This is a genomic window from Bacillus sp. AG4(2022) (assembly GCF_031844465.1).
Lineage (GTDB): Bacteria > Bacillota > Bacilli > Bacillales > Cytobacillaceae > Bacillus_AB > Bacillus_AB infantis.
In genome coordinates, this window is sequence record NZ_JAUZVH010000003.1 from 54,651 (window position 1) to 74,364 (window position 19,714).

The 19,714-nt window shown below is 38.5% G+C and carries 15 protein-coding genes and 1 riboswitch; of the genes, 4 read left to right on the plus strand and 11 right to left on the minus strand.

What is annotated here, in order from left to right:
* Positions 1–7: 7 nt before the first annotated feature.
* The 4 genes from Q9R36_RS09225 to Q9R36_RS09240 all read right to left on the minus strand — a co-directional run bounded on the left by Q9R36_RS09225 (position 8) and on the right by Q9R36_RS09240 (position 4,128).
* Positions 8–883 carry a dynamin family protein gene (locus Q9R36_RS09225; protein ID WP_311224975.1) on the minus strand — a complete coding sequence of 292 codons (876 nt, stop codon included), beginning with the start codon at positions 881–883 and terminating at the stop codon, positions 8–10.
* Positions 884–1,052: 169 nt separating this feature from the next.
* Positions 1,053–1,139, minus strand: a riboswitch (cyclic di-GMP riboswitch).
* 430 nt (positions 1,140–1,569) lie between these two features.
* On the minus strand, positions 1,570–2,886 hold the full coding sequence (locus Q9R36_RS09230; protein WP_311224976.1) for a replicative DNA helicase: 1,317 nt from the start codon (positions 2,884–2,886) through the stop codon (positions 1,570–1,572).
* Between the two features lie 22 nt (positions 2,887–2,908).
* Positions 2,909–3,121 (minus strand): hypothetical protein, encoded by a 213-nt coding sequence (locus tag Q9R36_RS09235; protein ID WP_311224977.1) that lies wholly within the window; start codon positions 3,119–3,121, stop codon positions 2,909–2,911.
* Positions 3,122–3,141: 20 nt separating this feature from the next.
* Positions 3,142–4,128 carry a hypothetical protein gene (locus Q9R36_RS09240; RefSeq protein ID WP_311224978.1) on the minus strand — a complete coding sequence of 329 codons (987 nt, stop codon included), beginning with the start codon at positions 4,126–4,128 and terminating at the stop codon, positions 3,142–3,144.
* On the opposite strand from Q9R36_RS09240, the gene Q9R36_RS09245 reads away from it, so the two are divergent.
* Positions 4,114–4,626: a hypothetical protein gene (locus Q9R36_RS09245; protein ID WP_311224979.1), complete on the plus strand. Its 513-nt coding sequence runs from the start codon at positions 4,114–4,116 to the stop codon at positions 4,624–4,626. The genes Q9R36_RS09240 and Q9R36_RS09245 overlap by 15 nt on opposite strands.
* Here Q9R36_RS09245 and Q9R36_RS09250 read toward each other — a convergent pair.
* Positions 4,614–6,572, minus strand: coding sequence for a hypothetical protein (locus Q9R36_RS09250; protein ID WP_311224980.1), 1,959 nt, complete (start codon positions 6,570–6,572; stop codon positions 4,614–4,616). The two genes, Q9R36_RS09245 and Q9R36_RS09250, sit on opposite strands and share 13 nt — an antisense overlap.
* A 366-nt stretch (positions 6,573–6,938) precedes the next feature.
* Positions 6,939–7,454, minus strand: coding sequence for a hypothetical protein (locus tag Q9R36_RS09255; protein WP_311224981.1), 516 nt, complete (start codon positions 7,452–7,454; stop codon positions 6,939–6,941).
* A gap of 94 nt (positions 7,455–7,548) precedes the next feature.
* On the opposite strand from Q9R36_RS09255, the gene Q9R36_RS09260 reads away from it, so the two are divergent.
* Positions 7,549–10,698 (plus strand): DEAD/DEAH box helicase, encoded by a 3,150-nt coding sequence (locus tag Q9R36_RS09260; RefSeq protein WP_311224982.1) that lies wholly within the window; start codon positions 7,549–7,551, stop codon positions 10,696–10,698.
* A 136-nt stretch (positions 10,699–10,834) separates the two neighbouring features.
* Here Q9R36_RS09260 and Q9R36_RS09265 read toward each other — a convergent pair whose 3' ends face one another.
* The 5 genes from Q9R36_RS09265 to Q9R36_RS09285 all read right to left on the minus strand — a co-directional run bounded on the left by Q9R36_RS09265 (position 10,835) and on the right by Q9R36_RS09285 (position 17,783).
* On the minus strand, positions 10,835–11,230 hold the full coding sequence (locus Q9R36_RS09265) for a (deoxy)nucleoside triphosphate pyrophosphohydrolase (protein WP_311224983.1): 396 nt from the start codon (positions 11,228–11,230) through the stop codon (positions 10,835–10,837).
* A gap of 25 nt (positions 11,231–11,255) precedes the next feature.
* The gene (locus Q9R36_RS09270; RefSeq protein ID WP_311224984.1) at positions 11,256–13,697 is read right to left on the minus strand and encodes a DEAD/DEAH box helicase family protein; all 2,442 of its coding nucleotides are present in this window, start codon (positions 13,695–13,697) and stop codon (positions 11,256–11,258) included.
* A gap of 4 nt (positions 13,698–13,701) precedes the next feature.
* Positions 13,702–14,025, minus strand: coding sequence for a pyrophosphohydrolase domain-containing protein (locus tag Q9R36_RS09275; protein WP_311224985.1), 324 nt, complete (start codon positions 14,023–14,025; stop codon positions 13,702–13,704).
* A 279-nt stretch (positions 14,026–14,304) separates the two neighbouring features.
* Positions 14,305–16,881 carry a DEAD/DEAH box helicase gene (locus tag Q9R36_RS09280; RefSeq protein WP_311224986.1) on the minus strand — a complete coding sequence of 859 codons (2,577 nt, stop codon included), beginning with the start codon at positions 16,879–16,881 and terminating at the stop codon, positions 14,305–14,307.
* Positions 16,878–17,783: a HamA C-terminal domain-containing protein gene (locus tag Q9R36_RS09285; protein WP_311224987.1), complete on the minus strand. Its 906-nt coding sequence runs from the start codon at positions 17,781–17,783 to the stop codon at positions 16,878–16,880. The genes Q9R36_RS09280 and Q9R36_RS09285 overlap by 4 nt, the downstream gene beginning before the upstream one ends.
* Before the next feature lie 368 nt (positions 17,784–18,151).
* Between Q9R36_RS09285 and Q9R36_RS09290 the strand changes: the two genes are divergently transcribed.
* On the plus strand, positions 18,152–19,072 hold the full coding sequence (locus Q9R36_RS09290; RefSeq protein WP_311224988.1) for a DNA/RNA non-specific endonuclease: 921 nt from the start codon (positions 18,152–18,154) through the stop codon (positions 19,070–19,072).
* Between the two features lie 381 nt (positions 19,073–19,453).
* Positions 19,454–19,699 carry a helix-turn-helix domain-containing protein gene (locus Q9R36_RS09295; protein ID WP_311224989.1) on the plus strand — a complete coding sequence of 82 codons (246 nt, stop codon included), beginning with the start codon at positions 19,454–19,456 and terminating at the stop codon, positions 19,697–19,699.
* Positions 19,700–19,714 lie beyond the last annotated feature (15 nt).

A 19,714-nucleotide genomic window follows, 5' to 3' on the forward strand; every position in this document is an offset into this window, starting at 1 on the left:
TTTCACCTCAAAGTATATTCATTATTTCAGGGACTCCTGATTGTATCCATAATGGATCTACAGAGTTTATTACATTAGTTTTGGGAGAAATTCTTTTAGTAACATTTATGTTATATTCCGATAGTTTTTTATCTAAGAGCAACGATAATCTTTGGTAGTCTCTAGATTCTTTCCTAGTAATTTCTAAATTGTTTGTTACCTTCATTGCCAGCAACGCAGCTAATGAGGAGACAAAATAAATCTTCGGTACCTTAAAACCATTTTGAGTTAAATAATTCTCAACATTTTTGGATATAAGGGTAAGGTTTTCCTCTTCCGTATCATCAATTACATCTGCCTTATTAACAACAAACAACAGATTGTTTTCCACGCAAGTTTCTTTTATAAAATGTAACAAACGTTGATCATCTTCTGTCCCAAGTTGACTAGCATTTAAAAGGTAAAATACTTTTTTATAATTACCCTTATGTATTGCTCTTTCCATTGCTTCTTCATGAGTTTTATCCATTGAATTATTTGGTCCAGGAGTATCTACCACACAGAAGTGTTTTCCTTTAAATGAAATTGCAGGGCCTTCTATTATAATTTCTTTTATCGTTCTATCTTCATTCCATTTATTAAGATGAGAAGCATCCAACTTTTTTCTATGTACTGGTTTTTTAGCATTATTTTTCAGATATAGAAAACAGTTCATAGCAGGGTTAGCAAGATATGAAATTACTTTTGCCGTGCATGCTTCATTCTTAGATGGAAAAATGTCAAGTCCGATTAGGCTATTTAGAAAAGTTGACTTTCCAGAACTCATAGTACCTAATACTAAATAGTTAGATACTTTAGTTCCATTAAGAATATTGGATTTCTCTATAACTAAATCTTCAAGCATCCTATCACTTCCCATAAAATTATAACAATTCACTTTTTGCTAAATCTCTCCATAGATAGTCTAAAGGTAGACTAGTGATTGGCTTTTGGGATAAACATTAGCTATTATTCAAAAAGAAAAGCTATCCCGGATTCAACCGGAATAGCCTTATATAGGTAAGTATACCTCACTTAGCAACCCGACTGTCATAACCGAACAGGTCTTTAGACTCGTAGTTTTGCGTCCTTACCTTTCGATAAGTTTGCCTTTATCAAATTTTTAATACTTTTTACATATTAATATATTACTATTTAAAATATGAAATTAATGTCATTATTTGTCGAAGGCTTGTCAATTATCCCAAACTAATTAATTCTACAAGTAAAAAAATTTAAAACACAATAAATAATTACCCGTTTTTTACCACTTATGGCTTTTATATCCCTACTGATGACTATTCCTCGGCGCCTTTACAAAAAGGAGAGAGAGTCCACGAGCAAATAATGTCTTGAAAAACCCTAACAAGAACTCTATAAAATTTGTGAAGATATAAATAACAAACTTGCTTAGCTTGTGATAAGGTTTCCCGTGGTTTATGAGTCTGAAATAATTAAGCTTTGTTACTATGCTGACGATTCCTGGCGCTGTTAATACATGACAGTTTCCTAGCCTAAACTCAAAAAAAGCCAAGGGACCCGCCCCCCTGCTCACCCCCAAAACCGCCCAACCTCCTTCTCAAACCCCAACCTCACCATCCCAACCGGCCCATTCCGATTCTTCGCGATATTCACCTCCACTTCATTCCCCACCTCACTCTTGCTGTCATAATAAGCATCCCTATACAAAAACAGCACCAAATCAGCATCCTGCTCAATATTGCCAGAATCACGCAGATCCGAAAGCCGAGGACGTTTATCCGCCCTTGACTCAACTCCCCTGGAAAGCTGCGACAGGAGGATGATCGGAATCTTGAATTCCTTTGCCATGCTCTTCAGCTGCTTGGTGATGTACCCGATGGTAAGGTCGTGGCGGTCAAAGCGCTCCTTGACGGTGATGAGCTGCAGGTAGTCAATGACGACAAGGAAAGACTCGGTGGGATGCTCGCGCTTCAGGTTCATGATATGCTGGCGGATTTCCATGAGGGTGACGAGACCGTTTTCCTCCACGGTCAGTTTGGCTTTGTAGACGTTGTTCATGGCCTCCTGCATCCTCCCCATCTCTTCCATCGAGAGGTATTTATGAGGGTTATGCCATTTCATCATGTTGATGCCGGACAGACTGCAGAGCAGCCGCTGGAAGATTTGCTTTGCGCTCATTTCCAGTGAGAAGACAAGCGATATTCCGTTCCTGCTCGCACACTCCCAGGCAAGCTGGATGGCAAGCGCTGTCTTCCCCATCGAGGGCCTTGCTGCGAGGATGATGAGTTCCCCTTCCTTCCAGCCTCCTGTCAGCCCATTCAGTGTTTCAAATCCAGTGTCCACGCCCGGGAGTCCTGTCTTCTGTTCATATAGCGATTCATACAGCTGCAGCAAAAGTTCATCTTTCGTCATTTTATCTTTGTTATGAATGGTGTGATATTGGATGAGCGTCTTATAAAGCTCTGCCGCTGCTTCAGGGGTAAAATCGCCAAGGAAATAGTGGGCGGATTTGCGGATCAGGCCCAGCTGGTAATACTTAAGGACAATCTGTTCATACTGATCAAGATTGGCTGCCGTCGGACAGCTGTTGGCGACTTCCACCAGATAACTCACACCCCCGGCATTCTCAATCTGGTCGCCCAGCTCTTCCACCAGCATGACCATATCAATCTTCAGTTTCTTGCTCTCCAAAGCCCTCATCGCGGAAAAAATCTGCCGGTTCTCCCCCTGAGTGAAATGCTCCGGTCCCAAAGTCAGCTGCTCAATCACCTGAGGCTCGAGCAGGACTGCCCCAAGAATCATGCTTTCTGCCTCCAACAGCTTCTCCCTCGGCTGATCACTCCTCCCAAGGCGGTCGTAGTTTATCCCTATACCTTCTGTCCCCAATCTTCTTCTCCCCTTCCCGTTCCTATTCTTTCATCATGTCCAGCACCGTTGTCTCCGTCTCATCCCTCACATAAAGATGAGCCAGTGCCGGCCGGTAAGAATTTTGCCTGATATAAGCATCCAGCCGTTGCTTCACGGCCGGATACCTGCATTCCGATAAATGCCGATGCCAGATCTCAAGGGTATCAAGGTCCATCCGCTTTCCGGGAAAAGCAAGATGGATTTCCTTAATCACCCTGTTGAACTCCTCCAGTGTCATGCATTCTCCACTCTCTCACCCAAGGCGGCAAGCGCCTCTTCCAGCCTTTGCTCCAGCACCTCCGGCGGCTCATACGATTCCAGGATCTTCTCCAAATATTTTGGGCTGTTGATCGTATCATGCACATCGCCCTGCTCCACCTTGTCAAACTGCTCGTCCATAAACGCCGTCAGCTGCTCAGTCGATAGCGGAGACTCACAAATTCTTTCAATCGCGGTCAAATCCATTGCTGTCAGGAAAAAGCCTTTGCCTCTCCTCACCATGAAATGTTCAGCAACAGCAGCGATTTTTGCTCTCCGGACATCTTCGGAGATGCTGTTGTTGTTGTTTTTATTCTTTCTTTTCTCTCTTTTATTTCTTTTCTCTATTGTGTCTTCAGGTTCGATTCGCGAGTCCTCCACGTCCGATTCACGTGCAGGCGGCAAAAAAGGTTCCTGTCCGTTTTCAGCCTGTACTTCTGCCGTATTTTTCGCTTCCACTTCAGCCAGTTCACGGCCATCTGCTGGTTCCTCCACACCCATTTCAGCCATTTCTCGGCCATCCGCAGGTTCCTCCACTCCAAGCACCGTAAACAAAAACCCATGCGGAAACCGCTCCGCCGTAATCAGACCGAGCTTCTCCAGCCGCTTAATCGAACGCTGAATCCGCGAATGACTGTAAAAATCCTTCTTCTTCACATTATAAAACCACAGATCCTCCCGCAGCAGAGTGATCGAACGAACATACTGCCCCGCATTCAGCACTAACTCACCGCACGGCACCTCATCCTTCACCATCGCATCACTCTTCAGCAGCAAATACAACCGCAAATCCTCCACATGATGAAATACCTCACTCCACCGAACCTGCCTCTCAAACTGCGTCCACCCATTCATCTGCATCTGCATTCCCCAATCACTCCTTTTTGTTTGTTCATCTCTTATATATAGATGTGAATGGGAAATGGACATGGTATGCGGAACTTTTTTTTGAGGTTGTTCCATGGGGGCTGGTCCCTTGGCTATTTTTTGGGCCATGGGGTCTGGTCCCACTTAGCCATCGATACCGAATTCCATGTAAAAGAAGGACAAATTCACGAACTGGACTTAGGCACTGTCGATGGGAAGGAAGTTCAAGAAGCAATTGAATATGTATCAAACCTATCAGCCGAAAATGAACTGCCTGAAAAAATGGTCATCGTCCATCAATTCGCGGATAAAGTCCTCATCAATAAGGACTCCACCCAACCCACAGACAACACAGTAGTCGTCATCAACTTCGAGGACATGGATTGGATGCTATCAAAAGAGCCGGATACAATGAAATTGTACAAAAGCAGCCTATTCAATACGGCGGGTTCAAAGTCTTTTATAAAAAGGATGAGCCGACACCTAAGGATGTTTTGGAATTGGATCCGGCTCCGGGTTTTGTTAATTATCAATAGTAAAAAGCCAAGGGGTCTGTCCCCTTGGCTCTTTACATTAAAAATTTACACATCATAAAATTTTTTTTTCAAACGGCCCGCTAAGGCTTCTTTTGATTTTTTTAATGGGGATATGAAACCAACCCCCCAAAAGCTCATTGCTGGAAAAAGAAATACAAATAATGAATACATAAGATATTGAACCGATAATGGAACATTTATATCGTTACTTTTAATTATAAAAAGTTGTCCTAAGCAAAATAGAATGCTCACGATAACTGCAAGCCCCATGTGAATTAGACTAGAGATTCTCCTGACTTTCATCCACTGACGTTGTTCTTTTCCCTTTTCTTCGAATAACTTTTGCTCTCTTTCATCTTTATATTTTTTAATTTCCTTTTCTTTCTCCGCTAATTCATAGTCTCTTGATTCAATTTCTAAGTCCTTATCTTTCAGCATTTTCCGTTTTGTTAATTCAACAATTTCAAAAACCTTAGCATTTGTTAATACTTCCTCATCGCCCTGTGTTTCATCCATTAATATTTGTCTTGATTCTTGGCTTACTTTTAAAAGTGAATAATCACCTTCACTTAATTTCCCAGTTTCCTTTAATTTTTTTATTTCTTCTAAGTATTTATTCACCAATTGTTCTGGCGGTTGCATTGAAGCAAAACAGTCAGCGATTATGCGTTTTCGCGGAAGGCTGGGATCCACATTAGGGTTTTTCACCCAAAGCAAAGTAGTTAAATCATAATCAGTTAAAATAGGGGGAATGTAGGTCCCATTGTAAACCCCTTTAAAATATCTTCTGGTTTTAGCACTTAAACGTGCATTATTGGTAATAAAGATAGCTTTAGAATTTTCAACAGAAATTGATTTATGACCTTTACGAATTCTAATAACAGCATGGACGGAGTCAACATCTCTATCCAAGGAGCCCATAAATTTATATCGCATGTTTTCCCTTAAATAATCAGTGAAATTTTTCTCATCAATATTAAAGTCATACTGAGCTTCTTTAAACTCCGGCTTTTCAACTATTCCAATTCGAAGTCTTTCTTTAATCTCTCTTTCCAAACTATTAATTAAACTTAATATATTTGCTTTATCATATTGCTGACTTAGGAAATATTCAATAGTTCCAAAATTATCACTTTGTCCATTTTCAAGTTTAGATATACAACCATAAAGAATATCCCTAATTTCATCCACTGAATGCTGGAAACATTTAATTACAGCATGATTTTGCCTAAGCATTTTTATCAATTCGTTACAGGGTTCTTCCCTCAGTTTACCTGCATACCCGAGGGCAAAAATAATTAAAGGCGCATCAAGGTACACAATGGTGTGAGTGAATTTTTGTTGAAATTTATCCGGCTCAGTATAATACATAGCGTTTGCTAGCATGTTGCCCATAACTATTGACTCATAGTAATTAAAGGTCGGGGAATAATCCTCTTCAATTTTCTTTATAAACTTAGATACTAAAAATAATCGTCTTTTTCTAATAACATCTGATTCTGAAAAATCAAAGGGCTCTTCATAAGACAAGGAATAACCTGTTTCCTCCAAAAATTCTTCAAAATATTTTTCAGCTTCATCTAAATTAACCTCAACTGAATTGCTTAAAAGAAAATCCTTTAATTCTAAAATTAATTGTTGATGATAACCCAAAATTTCAATCTGTTTTTCTTTGAAGTTCGATTTTTCTAACAACCTTCTATTAGGTGTATACGACTTTGAAGGTGCATTGTAATTAATATATTTTTTTCTTTTCAATTTATTTAGTATCGTTCTTATTACATTTAAAGGTATACGAATTCCAAAACTCTTAATCAAATCGTTATTTATATCTTCAATGGTTATATACTCATTAGGTGAGACCCTTATTGTTTCGGAGACCATTGGTAAGAAATAATCGATAAAAGTACTATTATTTGAATTTATATTTACTGCGAGAATTGCATGCCCGATTATTGAATTTTTACTAATATTAGGTTGATCTACAAGTGCGCGAGATACCATTTCCACTACCCTTTCAGTAAATTCTGTAAATTATTATACCACATAGGATTGGGGTACTCTTCACTTGATGTATATTATTGTAAAATTTTGCGATATATCTCTTAACTTATTAAGTGGGCTATAATAAGTTTAGTTAAATCTTGCACTTTATTTATAAATAGAGTATTAACTACAGAATTAAATCAAAAAAAGGAATATCCGCTACTCTGTTTAAACGCTGTGCTTTACCTGGATAAACACTAAATGGCCTAACCACATAAGTGTTGACATGGCCTGGTACTTCACTTAAATTCTTGTTTACAGTTATGTTTTACACTTTCTTTTCACCGTGACGATCCTAAGTATATGAAAACGCTCGAACTGAAACTAGTTATTATACTTACCAATCCACCCAACCAACTTAGACCTACTATACTCATACCACTGCGAACACAACAAATACTTCTTCCCCAGAATGCTAATAGGCTTAGCATAATAACGGCTACGCCCAGTATGATCCATCTTAAGTTCATCAATTTTACCCATGTCCGTTACCTCTCTCAGCAAAGGAAAATTCAGGTCAAAAGTGTTTTTGGAATACCTTTTGTCCTTCAAATTCTCTATCACCGATAGTGGAACACGACCACTTTCCAAAAGCTTTTTCAAGTCGGTTTGGGCGATAACTCCTATCTTCCTTTCAAAACCAAGAACAGGTTCTACTGCTCCCGCTACTACTACCTCATTTTCGGAACCAATGTATTCTTCATACTTACGGACTTTCCGATTCAACTGCTTGAGCAACATTTTCTTTTCCTCTATCTTCTGTTCCAACTCCAACAGTTCTTTCTGCCTTCGACTAATTGTTGTTTCAAGCTTTGAAAGTTCTAAGGATTTATTAAGCATGGAGTCCTCCTCTATACGCAACCACGATTCCGGCTATATCTGTGTTATTATAATTATACCAAATAAACCCATATACCATGAAAGGATCTCACCCATGCTAAAACAAGGAATCTACGAAGAAATCATTACAAAAAAGCTCCAAGAAGAGCTCACAGACTCCAACTTGGATTTTGATATTGGAAGGTCGCCTTTGGACGTTGAGGAAGCTAGAAAAATCCTATCTTCCTACATCAGCTCAGTTACCAGAAAGGCTCTAAAAGCTGTTCGCGATGAGGAAAAAAATGATCAACTGGCGCTTTTAAAACAAATTGAGACCTGCAATGAAATCATCAGCACTCTAAGCCAGCGATTAGATCACCAGGAATTTGAACAGCTGAAAATTGCCGAGGAAGGCGAAGTATTGACACATATCTACGCTAAGATGAACTCCATCCGAAGCATCGGTAAACAGGAAGTCATCCGTCCCATAACGCCCATTTCTGAGAGTTCGCTATTTACTGGTTCCAGCTATGAGCCGAATATGCTGGGTGAGTTGAAGAAGGAAATCGTCTCTTCTGACTCTATTGATATGCTTGTCTCATTTATCAAGTGGAGCGGCTTGCGAATTATTCTAGAGGAACTGAAGACTTTCACTGAGCGTGGTGGCAGACTTCGGGTGATTACGACTTCTTATATGGAAGCCACTGATTACAAGGCGATTCAGGAGCTGAGTAAGCTTTCCAATACTGAGATTCGTATTTCTTATGATGTGCAGCGGACAAGACTTCATGCCAAGGCTTATCTTTTTAAAAGAGATACCGGGTTCAGTACGGCTTATATTGGCTCCTCTAACCTTTCCAATCCAGCCCTAACGTCTGGTCTTGAGTGGAATGTAAAGGTAACGGAGAAGGATTCCTTTGATGTTCTTAAGAAGTGTGAAGCCACCTTTGAAAGCTATTGGAATGATAGGGAGTTCAAAGAGTTTAATGGAGAGAACGAGGTGGACAACCAGACTCTTAAGCTGGCCCTGGAGAAAAGCAAAGTGGCTGAGGAGTCGGTTCAATATCTCTTTGATATTCAACCTTACTTTTACCAAAAAGAGATCCTTGAAAAGCTGCAGGCAGAACGGGAAGTGCATCATCGCTATAAAAATTTGTTAGTTGCTGCAACTGGTGTGGGGAAAACCGTGATCTCTGCCTTCGATTACAAACGCTTCAGGAAAGCAAATGGCGGCAAAGCAAAGCTACTATTCGTTGCTCACCGTGAAGAAATCCTGAAGCAAAGTATGGACACCTTCCGTGCTATTCTACGGGAACCAAACTTTGGGGACATGCTTGTCGGAGCACAACAACCATCCGCTCTGGACCACTTATTTGTCAGTATCCAAAGCTTTAACAGCAAGGAACTCGATAAGCATACCGAAAGTGGTTATTACGATTTTATTATTGTGGATGAGTTCCACCATGCCGCAGCAGACTCTTATCAAAAGCTGCTCAAGCATTATCAGCCGCAAATTCTTTTAGGATTGACCGCTACTCCTGAAAGGATGGATGGTAAAAGCATCCTCTCTTATTTTGATGATCATATAGCAGCTGAAATGCGGTTAACAGAAGCGATTAACCAAAAGCTGTTAAGCCCTTTTCAATACTTCTGTGTCACCGATACCGTCGACCTTTCAAAATTAAAATGGTCGAGAGGTGGATACGATACCAAGCAATTAGAAAATGTCTATACGTCCAACGACCTTCGAAGCTCTCAAATTGTTCAGAGCGTACAGAAGTATGTCACGGATATTAGCGATGTAAAAGGTTTAGGGTTTTGCGTGTCAATTGCCCACGCTCAGTACATGGCAGACTTTTTTAACAAGTCCGGTATCCCTTCTATCGCCTTGTTTGGAGGAACGGACAGAAAAGCCCGTTTGGAAGCACAGCAGCTGCTTGTTTCAGGAGAAATTAAGTTCATCTTTGTCGTTGATTTATACAATGAAGGAATCGACATCCCAGAAATTAATACTGTCCTGTTCTTGCGCCCAACAGAGAGTATGACAGTCTTCCTGCAACAATTAGGGCGCGGCCTTCGTTTATCAGAAGACAAAGATTGCCTGACCGTCTTGGATTTCGTCGGACAAGCTCACCGCAACTATTCATATGAGGAAAAGCTAAGAGCTCTAATCGGAAAATCAAAACACTCTGTCCAATACTATGTGGAGAACGGATTCTTCAACCTGCCAAAAGGCTGCTTCATCCAATTGGAAAAACAAGCGAAAGAATATATCCTTCGAAACATCAAAGCAGGTGCCAATACAAAAGGAAACCTAGTAGCCAAGTTAAGAACCTTTGAGCACGATACCGGGAAACCTCTATCTTTGACAAATTTCCTGGAGCACTATCATCTGGACCTCTATGATTTTTATGGAGGAAATAAAGACCGAAGCTTTTCCCGGCTTTTAGTTGAGGCTGGCCAGGCTGATGATTTTAAGTATGAGGACGAGGATTGGCTGACAAAACGATTGCCAAGCCTATTTCATCTTAATTCAAGAAAGTTGCTGGAGTTTTTAAAAGCTTATATAGAAACAGGAGAAGTCAGTAGCAAAGAAGAAGAACTAATGTTGAACATGTTCTATTACTCTTTTTATCAATCCCATCCTGAAAAAGAAGGACTTTCTTCGATAAGGGAAGGCATTGAAAATGTATTGAAGCATCCTGTCTTCAAGGAGGAAATCAAACAGATTATTGGGGTATTATACGATTCACTTGAAACGGTAGAACTACCGCCTAACCTTGACTTCCCTTGTCCGCTTCAAGTACACAGCCGCTATTCAACTGCCCAAGTACTGGCTGGACTGGACTATAATAACGAAGAACAAAGTCCAGCTTTCCGAGAAGGCGTGAAATACTTTAAAGACAAGAAGCTCGACATCTTTTTTATCACCTTAAACAAATCAGAAAAAGATTTCTCACCCTCAACGCTATACGAGGACTATGCCATAAACGAAAGATTATTTCATTGGCAAACCCAGAGTAAAGTAAGCGAGGAGAGCCCGACTGGCCAACGATATATCCACCACCGTAACACGGGGAACAAAATCGCTCTGTTCGTCAGGGAATATAAAAAAGAAAAAGGCAGTCTCCCTTCACCCTTCGTGTTCCTTGGAACTGCAAATTATATAAAGCATTCAGGGAACAAACCGATGAGTTTTGTTTGGGAGCTTGAAGAAGAGATGCCTTCTTATTTGGTGCCGAGGGCTAATAAAAATATTTTGTAGTTAATTAGAATAACATGGTGCCATGCCCCCACATACTTTAATTCTGTAACACATTTGGAGTCAGGCACCTATATTCTCTGTAAGCAGTGCCCATTTTTTAAAAAAGCTATCCAACAGGAAAGTTGGATAGCTCTTTTTACGCGTTTATTTTTGCGATTTTTTCAATAGTAGGAATATCAGCTGGAGCCCATTCGAGAGTGGGCAATTCTTTAGGAGCCAACCACTTGACCGCAGCATGCTCAGTTAAAACCGGCTCTCCTTCAACCAACTTGCAATAGTAGGTTGTTAAGTGAACAATACCAAAGTCATATTCATAGACCGTATGCTCTATTTTTTCTCCAATATCTATCGTACAATGCATCTCTTCTTGAATTTCTCTTACTAAGGCTTGCTCAGGTTTTTCTCCTTTTTCAATTTTGCCACCTGGAAATTCCCACAATAGTGGTAAAGACTTTTCCTTGCCTCTTTGAGCACAAAGAATTTTATTATCTTTAAAAATAACTGCTCCTACAACATGTATATCTTTTTTCATTATTGGCTCCTACTGAAGGATTCATTTATAGCAAAAACAAGTCACCAGATACTCCGCTAGCTTTCCTCTGAAAGTAAGCATGAAGCCGGTATTCACAAATCTCTCTTGTAAAATTAAAAATAAGCGCCTCAAATTGCTCAGGTATATCCAACCCTATATCAAAGATCCCATCCTCAAAGGATATAACCCCACCAGAACTCCCACTCCATTTAGTCATAGGCATACTCCCAATTAAGCTCGCTACCTTCTTCTCATCATACTCCCACATCTGTTTATGAGACTTGCCTGAAAAGTCGGTCGATCTCCGAAATTCTTCACTTGTTAAGTAGTAGTGAAAATACGGGGCTGCTTCCTCTGGTGTTATGGGTTTGTACCATTCCGAGGATCCTTTTTGCAGCATTGCGTTTAGCAAGACCATCTTGTAGCTTCTCGTCATCCCGGTCTTTTCTACTTCCTTCAGCAATTGCTCATAAGACAGATAAGCATCTTCCTCCAATTCACTCAGCTCGTCTATTTCATAAAGGAAGCGATGATAGGATTTCCATTCGTCATAATAGGCTTTTGCTCCCATTCTCCCCTGCAAATGGAGCTCCAAATAGGTGGGCCTTCTCCCCAGCTCATATTTCAGCTCGTAATAAGCCTCTTTGAGTGCTTCTTTTCTTGGCTGCTTTTTCCGGGCCATTTCTGCCAGTAGATCCACAACGCTCGTATCTAAGTTTAAGCTGCAGTCCTGCGGAACTGTTGGGACAACTTTTGACCGGTTTCCCTTTTTACCTGGTTCTTGTTCAAACAGAGATACCTTTACGTCTGCATTCCGATAATTCCCAATCAGATCAATGATTACACAGTGGCTTTTATTATCATGAAGGCGCAGGCCACGCCCTACTTGCTGGGTGAACACGGTTAATGATTCAGTCGGTCGAACAAACAGCAGGGTGTCCACAGAAGGAATATCTACTCCTTCATTGAATAAGTCCACTGTAAAGATGGCGTCCAGTTCACCATTATCCAGCATTTTAATAGAATCGGCCCTGTCTCTGCTAGTTGAATTTGATGTCAGAGCGAGTGTGTTATAACCATTTCCATTGAAAAAGTCTGACAGAAACTCTGCTTGGCGGATAGAAGAACAAAATACTAAAGATCTATTATGCTTATGCTTTTCCCAAGCTTTAAGAATTCGTTCCGCATAACTTTCCTTTAGCTGAACTGCCATTAGCTGTTCCTCATCATAGCGGGACCCTAGCCAGGTTATTTGGGAATAATCCGTTTCATCATATACTCCATAATAATTAAATGGAGATAACCAGCCATGTCCGATCGCCTGAAGGAAGTCAATCTTATAAGCTAGATTCCCCTCACAGATAGAATAGATATCTCGATTATCATTGCGATCTGGTGTGGCTGTAATCCCAAGCAAGAATTGCGGTTGAAAGTACTCCAAAACCCTTTGATAGGTATTGGCAGCTGCATGATGAAACTCATCAATAATAATAAGATCGAAATCATTAGGACTAAAACGTTTCATATGCTTCTGCCTGCTAAGCGTATAAATGGAGGCAAATACAGCAGCCTTTTCTCCATCCTTTTCGACGCCATTATAGAGCCCTGTTTCCAAATCAGGCATAACATTCTTAAAGGATTTTTCCGCTTGTTTGAGGATTTCTTCACGGTGAGCGATGAAGAGAACTCCCTTGAACTGTTTGGCGAAGAAAGCGGCCAGATAGGTTTTCCCCAGACCTGTAGCCATTACCACAAGCGCTTTTCTATACCCTTCTTCGTACGTCTTGCTGAGCTCCTCTAAAGCTTCTAACTGGGCAAAACGCGGAGCGATTTCTCCATAAGCAGCAGGAGGCTCTAAAACAACACTCTCTGACTCAGGCTCCTTCTCCTCCGGGAGCATGAGATTTACTTCTTCCTGCTCGGTCCATACCTTTTCAAGATTTGTATGCTTTTGATGAAAATCTTTGTAGTCCCCTTCATACTTCAACAAGCTTTCATTATTAAGCGGGACAGTCTGATCATGATAAAACAGCTGAATAAATTCTTCAGAGCCTTCTTCAAACAGCTCCTTATTATTGTTCACAAGTAAGTTCCACTCGATTCCTTTATTCATGGCAGAAGCAGAGAGATTGGAAGAACCGATAAAGAAATGGTCCTTGTCTCCTGTTTCTATTAAATAAGCTTTAGGGTGAAAGCTGATTCCTTTGCTTTTCCAGAGCCTTACCTCTATAGCTGGGTGTATATCCAATAAACTCGCCAAGGCCTCAGGCTGGGTGATATAAAGGTAATCACCTGTCAGGATTTTAATATCTGCTCCCTGCTCTGCGGTAAAACGCAATGATGGTTCTAACAATCGCACACCTGATTTCATTGAGAAAGAAGTAAGGATATAGATTGTCTTACCAACCATAATCTTTTCCTGTAGCTGCTCTCCTAAACGAGAAGTAATTAACTGATAGCGTTTCATAAAATCAATCTTCAACCTCAATCAAGAAAATTTTCTCTTCGAACCCTCCGCGCTTCTCGGCTTTCTTTTCACGCACCTTCTCAACCTCTTCAATGGATGAACCATGATGATGAGCCAAAGAGTGAATAATCTCCAATAGATCTGCTAGTTCTTCAACAGCATCTTCATTGGTTTCTGCCGCGCAATACTCATCGAGTTCCTCATAGCTTTTCTGCTGCAGATACTTGATGTAATCTTGATCATTTAATATTTTTGTAGAGAACTTCTTTCCGCTTTGCTCGATAATTTGCGGGATTTTGTCGCGGACTAATTTGTTGTAGGTTGGCATATGTACGACCTCCTGGTTATGTAATTTACAAAGACTTCCACTTTATAAATTTAGTATAACGGTTAAAGAGATTGTTCAACAAATTTTATTTTAACAAGGGCGTGGGTTCAGGTTCCATGGCCAAGTCTTAAAAAGAGCCAAGGGGCCTGTCCCCTTGGCTCGAATAAAAAAAGGCGCCTAACCTAACACACTTTAAGCTTTAGCTAATTTAGATTGGACACTATTTCTCTGGCCCCAGATTCCTTAAGATTTGCTGCACATTTTATATGATGAAGAAACTTACCCTAATTTAATTTCTTCCCAATCTAGTATCTCAGCTAATTCATTGTATTCTTCTTTGTGTTGATTTTTATCAAAAGATTTTTTCAATTCATAATCATGGAAGTCGGTAATAGTATTCTCCTCAATTACAAAGAAATTCAGATAATTCTTCTTAAGAAATGTTGCTAAATGCCTTGGAAAACCCAAATTTTGGAGTTCGATTATTATTTTGTCGGTTGTGCCATATTCTAAGAACTCGGACCAGTCAATACTTTTAGGTAACCTCTGACTTTGATTGACTTCATTAATAAGAAGAATATAATTAGTAACGTAATTCTTCACTTTAAATCTTAGTACATTTTCAATATCAGACACTGTGTTGTTTACCAACTTATTAATATGAGCTCTGTTATTTATATCAAAAGGTTCAGATAAATTATTTGTTAAAAATATCTCTTTATTATTTGTTACATAATAGTTTATTATATCTTTAATTATAAGTTGTAACGGCTTTGAATTTATCCAAGAATTCATTAATACTGCATAATATGTAAGGATATTTTTATTCTTAACTAACGGTTTGGTTCCTCCTGATTCTTCCTCTCCCCAATTATAGTAATCATAGAGGGTAATGAGCAATTCTAAACAAGTATTATAATTAACTTCATCCGGAATTTCCGGTAACATTTTCCCTAATGTCAGAATATTATTTTGATAGCTTAATTTGATATTCATGCTCTGTGCCAATATTTCTTTTGGGACTATATTTTCGTTATCAATTTTATTAAGTATTTGAGTTCCTTGTTTATTAATATCAATAAATTTACTTCTTAGAATTGAATCTGTTTTAGACATGCCATGATAAGCTAAAATATTTCCGTACGACTCAATCATAGTTTTTTCATTCTCAGAAATACTTTTTCGAGTGAATGGCTTTTGTTCAATTGAATTTCCAATATTGGTATAAAAGTTTCTCTTATTCGTCATCAGAATTGATTCTACTTTACTTATCTTTTTTTCTTTAACAATTGATAGATCTTTCTTTGGATTATCCCATCTATTTTTTTTATTTAGTAACCTTAAGCAAATAATGTTACCACTTAGATCTTTAGTTAATCTTCCTGCACGACCTGCTAAGTTCCAGAAATCCACATCTGAGAATCGTTTAAGACCAATAGCGTTGCTTAAAATAAATATATTTTTAGCGGGCAAGTTTACCCCCTCGAGTAGAGTAGATGTACAAAAAATATGTTCAATATCTTTATTACGAAATAATGCTTCAATCTTCTCCCTTATCCTTTGCGGTAAACCACCAAAGTGAAATGCAATACCTCTTCTTAAACAATCTACAAGATAATATTCTTCATGCATTGTTGTTTGAATCAAATCAATAAGAGAATCTAAGTTAGGATTTGACTTAACTTCTGAACTTCTTGAAAAGTTTAATGCATACTTAATAGTGTCATCAACAGTGTTACAGTATATGATATTTTGTACTTCTCTCCCCAAAATGGTTATTGCACTCTTAAGGTTTTCATATTCATCTAAAGAAAATGAGTTATACGGAATATTTATTTCTTTTCCGCTTTCAGTGAACATTTTTGCCTTTTTCTCAAGACAGTCAATAAAAAATCTATTTTGTGAGACAGAATTCTCTGTAATACTTAAGGTTTCCTCTGTACTATTTCCGAATAGTTGCAAAAATATTTCGCTGTTTATTATATTTGGTGATGCAAAATATAAATTAACACTCTTTCTTTTTGCCATCATTAATGCATGATAAAATAAAGGAGCTCTAGAATCATTTTCAGTTATTAGCTTCTGTGCTTCATCTACAAATACATAATTAATTGCTGGGTTATCGTTTGATAAATATGAAATTAGTCTTTCAGGTGTAAATATAAAGATATATTTATTTCCTTTATTTTTAAACAACATTGGTACAGTTGGATGTGATAAAATTTTGTATTTCCTATTTGAGATTTCTTTTTTAAGTTTATTTTTTACCTGATTTATCAGCGCTCGAGTGGGAACTAGTATAACTATATTGTCAGAAGCATTTCTTTCTTTAATAAGGTACTTAATAAACGACTCGATAATAAAAGATTTACCAAAGGAAGTTGGACCAGAAAAACTAAAATGATTACTATCTTTTAGTTCTTCAAACACTTTGTACTGGGCATCAGTAAAAACAAATTGAGATTCAGGAGCAACTTGATATAATTGTTTTACTATCGACTCAGCTTTGACTTCATCTAGATTAAATTCTTCATCATTAACAGTCAATTCTAGAGAAGGAAAGTTACCTAACTTCACCAATACAGTTGCTGCTTGCATCTTAAAAAATTTATCCTCGGAATAAAAATTATATAATAAGCTAATAATTTTATATGCGAGATTTTTAGCCTCTGTTATATTTGACCTACAAAGTATATCGCTAAATCTTAGTAAGTCTGTGTACTCTTTTTCATTTAAAGGATTATTTACAGTATTACTTGCAAAATAATCTCCATACATGTATTCCAACTTGAAAATTAATGATTTTAAATATTGATCATTTATTGCTTTTTTAGCAAGTTCTTTAATGAAACTCATATTGTTATTCCTTTCATAATCTCTTTTCGTGCTTTGTCTAGCTCGGTAAAAGGCAAAGCATATATATAAAAAGAATACCCGTAGAGTTCATACTTTCTAATTAAGCTTTCTATATTCTTCAATTCTTTCAATAGTTGCTCTTTAACGATCGCTTCTATTTTTTTTCTATACTCAGAGTTGCTTAATTTTTTATCTTCATCACTGGGTTCTATTTGAAATCCTATGAAAATCCCAAAAGCATCATCTACATAAAAATCATCTTCAAAGGTTGGATAAACTAATTTTGTTAAAAAATCCTTTTCCTCTTCTGACCAGCCCTCCCGATCAAGATTGTCACTGATAAGCCTCTTTTCATAGTTAATTCCGCTCTTTCTGTCGCCTTTATCATTTATCTCGTTAATAAATTGATATATTGATTTATAAGCATCGTTAAGTGCATCTCGTAACCCCTTAATTGTCTTAGACTCACCAAAAATTAATTGGTAATTGTCATCCGTAACTTTTAAAAAATGGACACCGTCAGATCCATTAACATACATACTGGTCGAAGTCTTCATTTCTAATTTAGAAAATATTTTAGGTGCATTTAGGTGTCCTTCCAAAAAACAATATAATAGGAATTCCCCAAGTTCCCCAGTATTTTTTTTGTATTCTACAAACTTCTCTCGTGCTACTTTAGAAAGCTTCATAGGCTTATTAGCATAGGAAGCCTTAACTTTTCTCGAAATAGCAAAGTCTGCAACAGGCTCAACTAGCTCATCAATAATTCTATTATAATCAAAACTATTTGCATTTATTGGGCATAGGAACAAGTTAACCTTGCTACCAGTATTATGAAAATCATGAGTGTCAAGGTGTTTAAACACCTTTAAAAAATCATTCGAGGTTATACTTAACTCCATTGAAGAACCTCCTAACATTAATTATTTTGGATTATCTTGATATATTTTATCAAATTATGTAAATTTTTTATAGTTTATCAGAAATAGTATATTCAAATCATACATCCAAAAGTTGAGCCTTCAACATAGTTCCAAGAAAGGTGCCTGACATCGCACACTATAAGGCTATAATAGATATGGGACCAGGCACCTTTGGACATAGAATATCTGGTGGGCATGATTCACACGCAGGAAGCCAGAACCTATTGCTGGCTTTGCCGATCTTGGTTACCATGCCTGCCACTTCATTCGCGAAAGGATTGAACTTTCGTGGTAGAATCGAGAGATTAGAATTAATGATATAAAAACTATAATAGGAGAGTCCTAAAATGAAAAAGAAAATAAACTATTTAGTTTTACTACTAACAATCATCTGTATTGCTGGTTGTACCACCCCAGAAGATGCATCCAATACAAATGCAGATACAGTTCCACAAGAAGAAACTACAGTTACTGTGAAACCAGAAGCAGAGAAAACGGCAAGTGTCCCAGCTGCCGAGGAAACATCAACCCAACCAAATAATGAACTTTTCTCAGGATACAAACTTATTGAAGTTGATGGCGGTGATGTATCTGGTTATCGTGAATCTAATGTCGTCATTGACATTGGTTATGGGGATCGGGAATATTGGGCATTTACTAATGAATACGGGCAGCTAGTCCGTGTCATCGCTGACGAAATTATTCTGCAGGATGACAGTACCGAACCTGTATTATCGACTGGCAGATATTATTCTGATGAGGCAAAGGTTCCTGGTGTCGAAAGTGACGTTTTGGATGAAGGGCATATCATTGCTGATTCTCTTGGCGGAGTATCAAATGCTTATAATATTACCCCGCAAGATAGTACGCTCAACCGGCATGGCGATCAAGCTTACATGGAAGATGCGATTCGTAAGGCAGGTGGAGCTGCTAATTTTGAAGCAATCATCACATATCCGAATACGGAAACGCAGATTCCTTCAAGTTATCAGTATACCTACACTTTAATGGGTAATGAGATCGTTGATACATTTGACAATGTGAACCCTGATGAAGTAAACGAATCACTCGGTTTAACAAGCAGTGAGCCATCTGAAACAACCAGTACAAACACAAGCGGTGATATTGCTAGTGTTGATACAAACGGTAATGGACAGGTGACGATTAAAGAAGCAAAAGCAGCTGGTTTTAGTATGCCAATAACGAGTGATCATTGGCTTTACCCATATATGGACGATCGTGATGGCGACGGTATGGTTGGCGAGTAATTCACTGGAACTTTGAGGCGAAATAAATGAAAGAAAGAAAAAATAATTATTCTCCACTAACAGGTGCGTTTCTTCAATAAGGAGATCGCACCCTTTTTATTGAGGGCAACAATGAAGTTTAAACTATTTGCCTTTCCTGAACTCCATCCTGGTAAAAGACCGACCTCTACTCTTATGCCTTATTAACAAAATTGATTCAAAACTGGCATCCCAATCCTTCATAAACGTGAGGTCAGGCCTACTATATCATATCTCCAGTTAAAACAGACCTTCTCGTGATAAAACCTCCGCTTAATAAAATTTCACATTTTATGTGAACTATCGTTCATAGTGTTTCTGTCTGCTCAGTTATGTAATTACTGTAAAAAGGAGAAATTTCCTTTGGACAAAGAGCAGATCCTTTATATCGGGAGCACAATCAAACGACTAAGAGCCGACCAGAAAATCAGCCAGGAGGACCTAGCTGGATTAACCGGCTTTTCACGCGAGTACATAAGCAAGGTGGAACAAAACCATATTGACCCCAGCCTCGGCGCTGGTACAGCATCAATCGCCAAGGCATTGGGATTGAAGACTTGGGAGTTAGTAAAGATAGCTGAGGAAAATACTCACCTGGAAGAGAAATAACAAATGCTGCAAAGT

Coding starts and splice junctions, on each gene's coding strand:
- Q9R36_RS09225 (WP_311224975.1), bottom strand. CDS start 883: ATGCTTGAAGATTTAGTTATAGAGAAATCCAATATTCTTAATGGAACT.
- Q9R36_RS09240 (WP_311224978.1), bottom strand. CDS start 4,128: ATGGAACAACCTCAAAAAAAAGTTCCGCATACCATGTCCATTTCCCAT.
- Q9R36_RS09250 (WP_311224980.1), bottom strand. CDS start 6,572: ATGGTATCTCGCGCACTTGTAGATCAACCTAATATTAGTAAAAATTCA.
- Q9R36_RS09255 (WP_311224981.1), bottom strand. CDS start 7,454: ATGCTTAATAAATCCTTAGAACTTTCAAAGCTTGAAACAACAATTAGT.
- Q9R36_RS09260 (WP_311224982.1), top strand. CDS start 7,549: ATGCTAAAACAAGGAATCTACGAAGAAATCATTACAAAAAAGCTCCAA.
- Q9R36_RS09265 (WP_311224983.1), bottom strand. CDS start 11,230: ATGAAAAAAGATATACATGTTGTAGGAGCAGTTATTTTTAAAGATAAT.
- Q9R36_RS09270 (WP_311224984.1), bottom strand. CDS start 13,697: ATGAAACGCTATCAGTTAATTACTTCTCGTTTAGGAGAGCAGCTACAG.
- Q9R36_RS09275 (WP_311224985.1), bottom strand. CDS start 14,025: ATGCCAACCTACAACAAATTAGTCCGCGACAAAATCCCGCAAATTATC.
- Q9R36_RS09280 (WP_311224986.1), bottom strand. CDS start 16,881: ATGAGTTTCATTAAAGAACTTGCTAAAAAAGCAATAAATGATCAATAT.
- Q9R36_RS09285 (WP_311224987.1), bottom strand. CDS start 17,783: ATGGAGTTAAGTATAACCTCGAATGATTTTTTAAAGGTGTTTAAACAC.
- Q9R36_RS09290 (WP_311224988.1), top strand. CDS start 18,152: ATGAAAAAGAAAATAAACTATTTAGTTTTACTACTAACAATCATCTGT.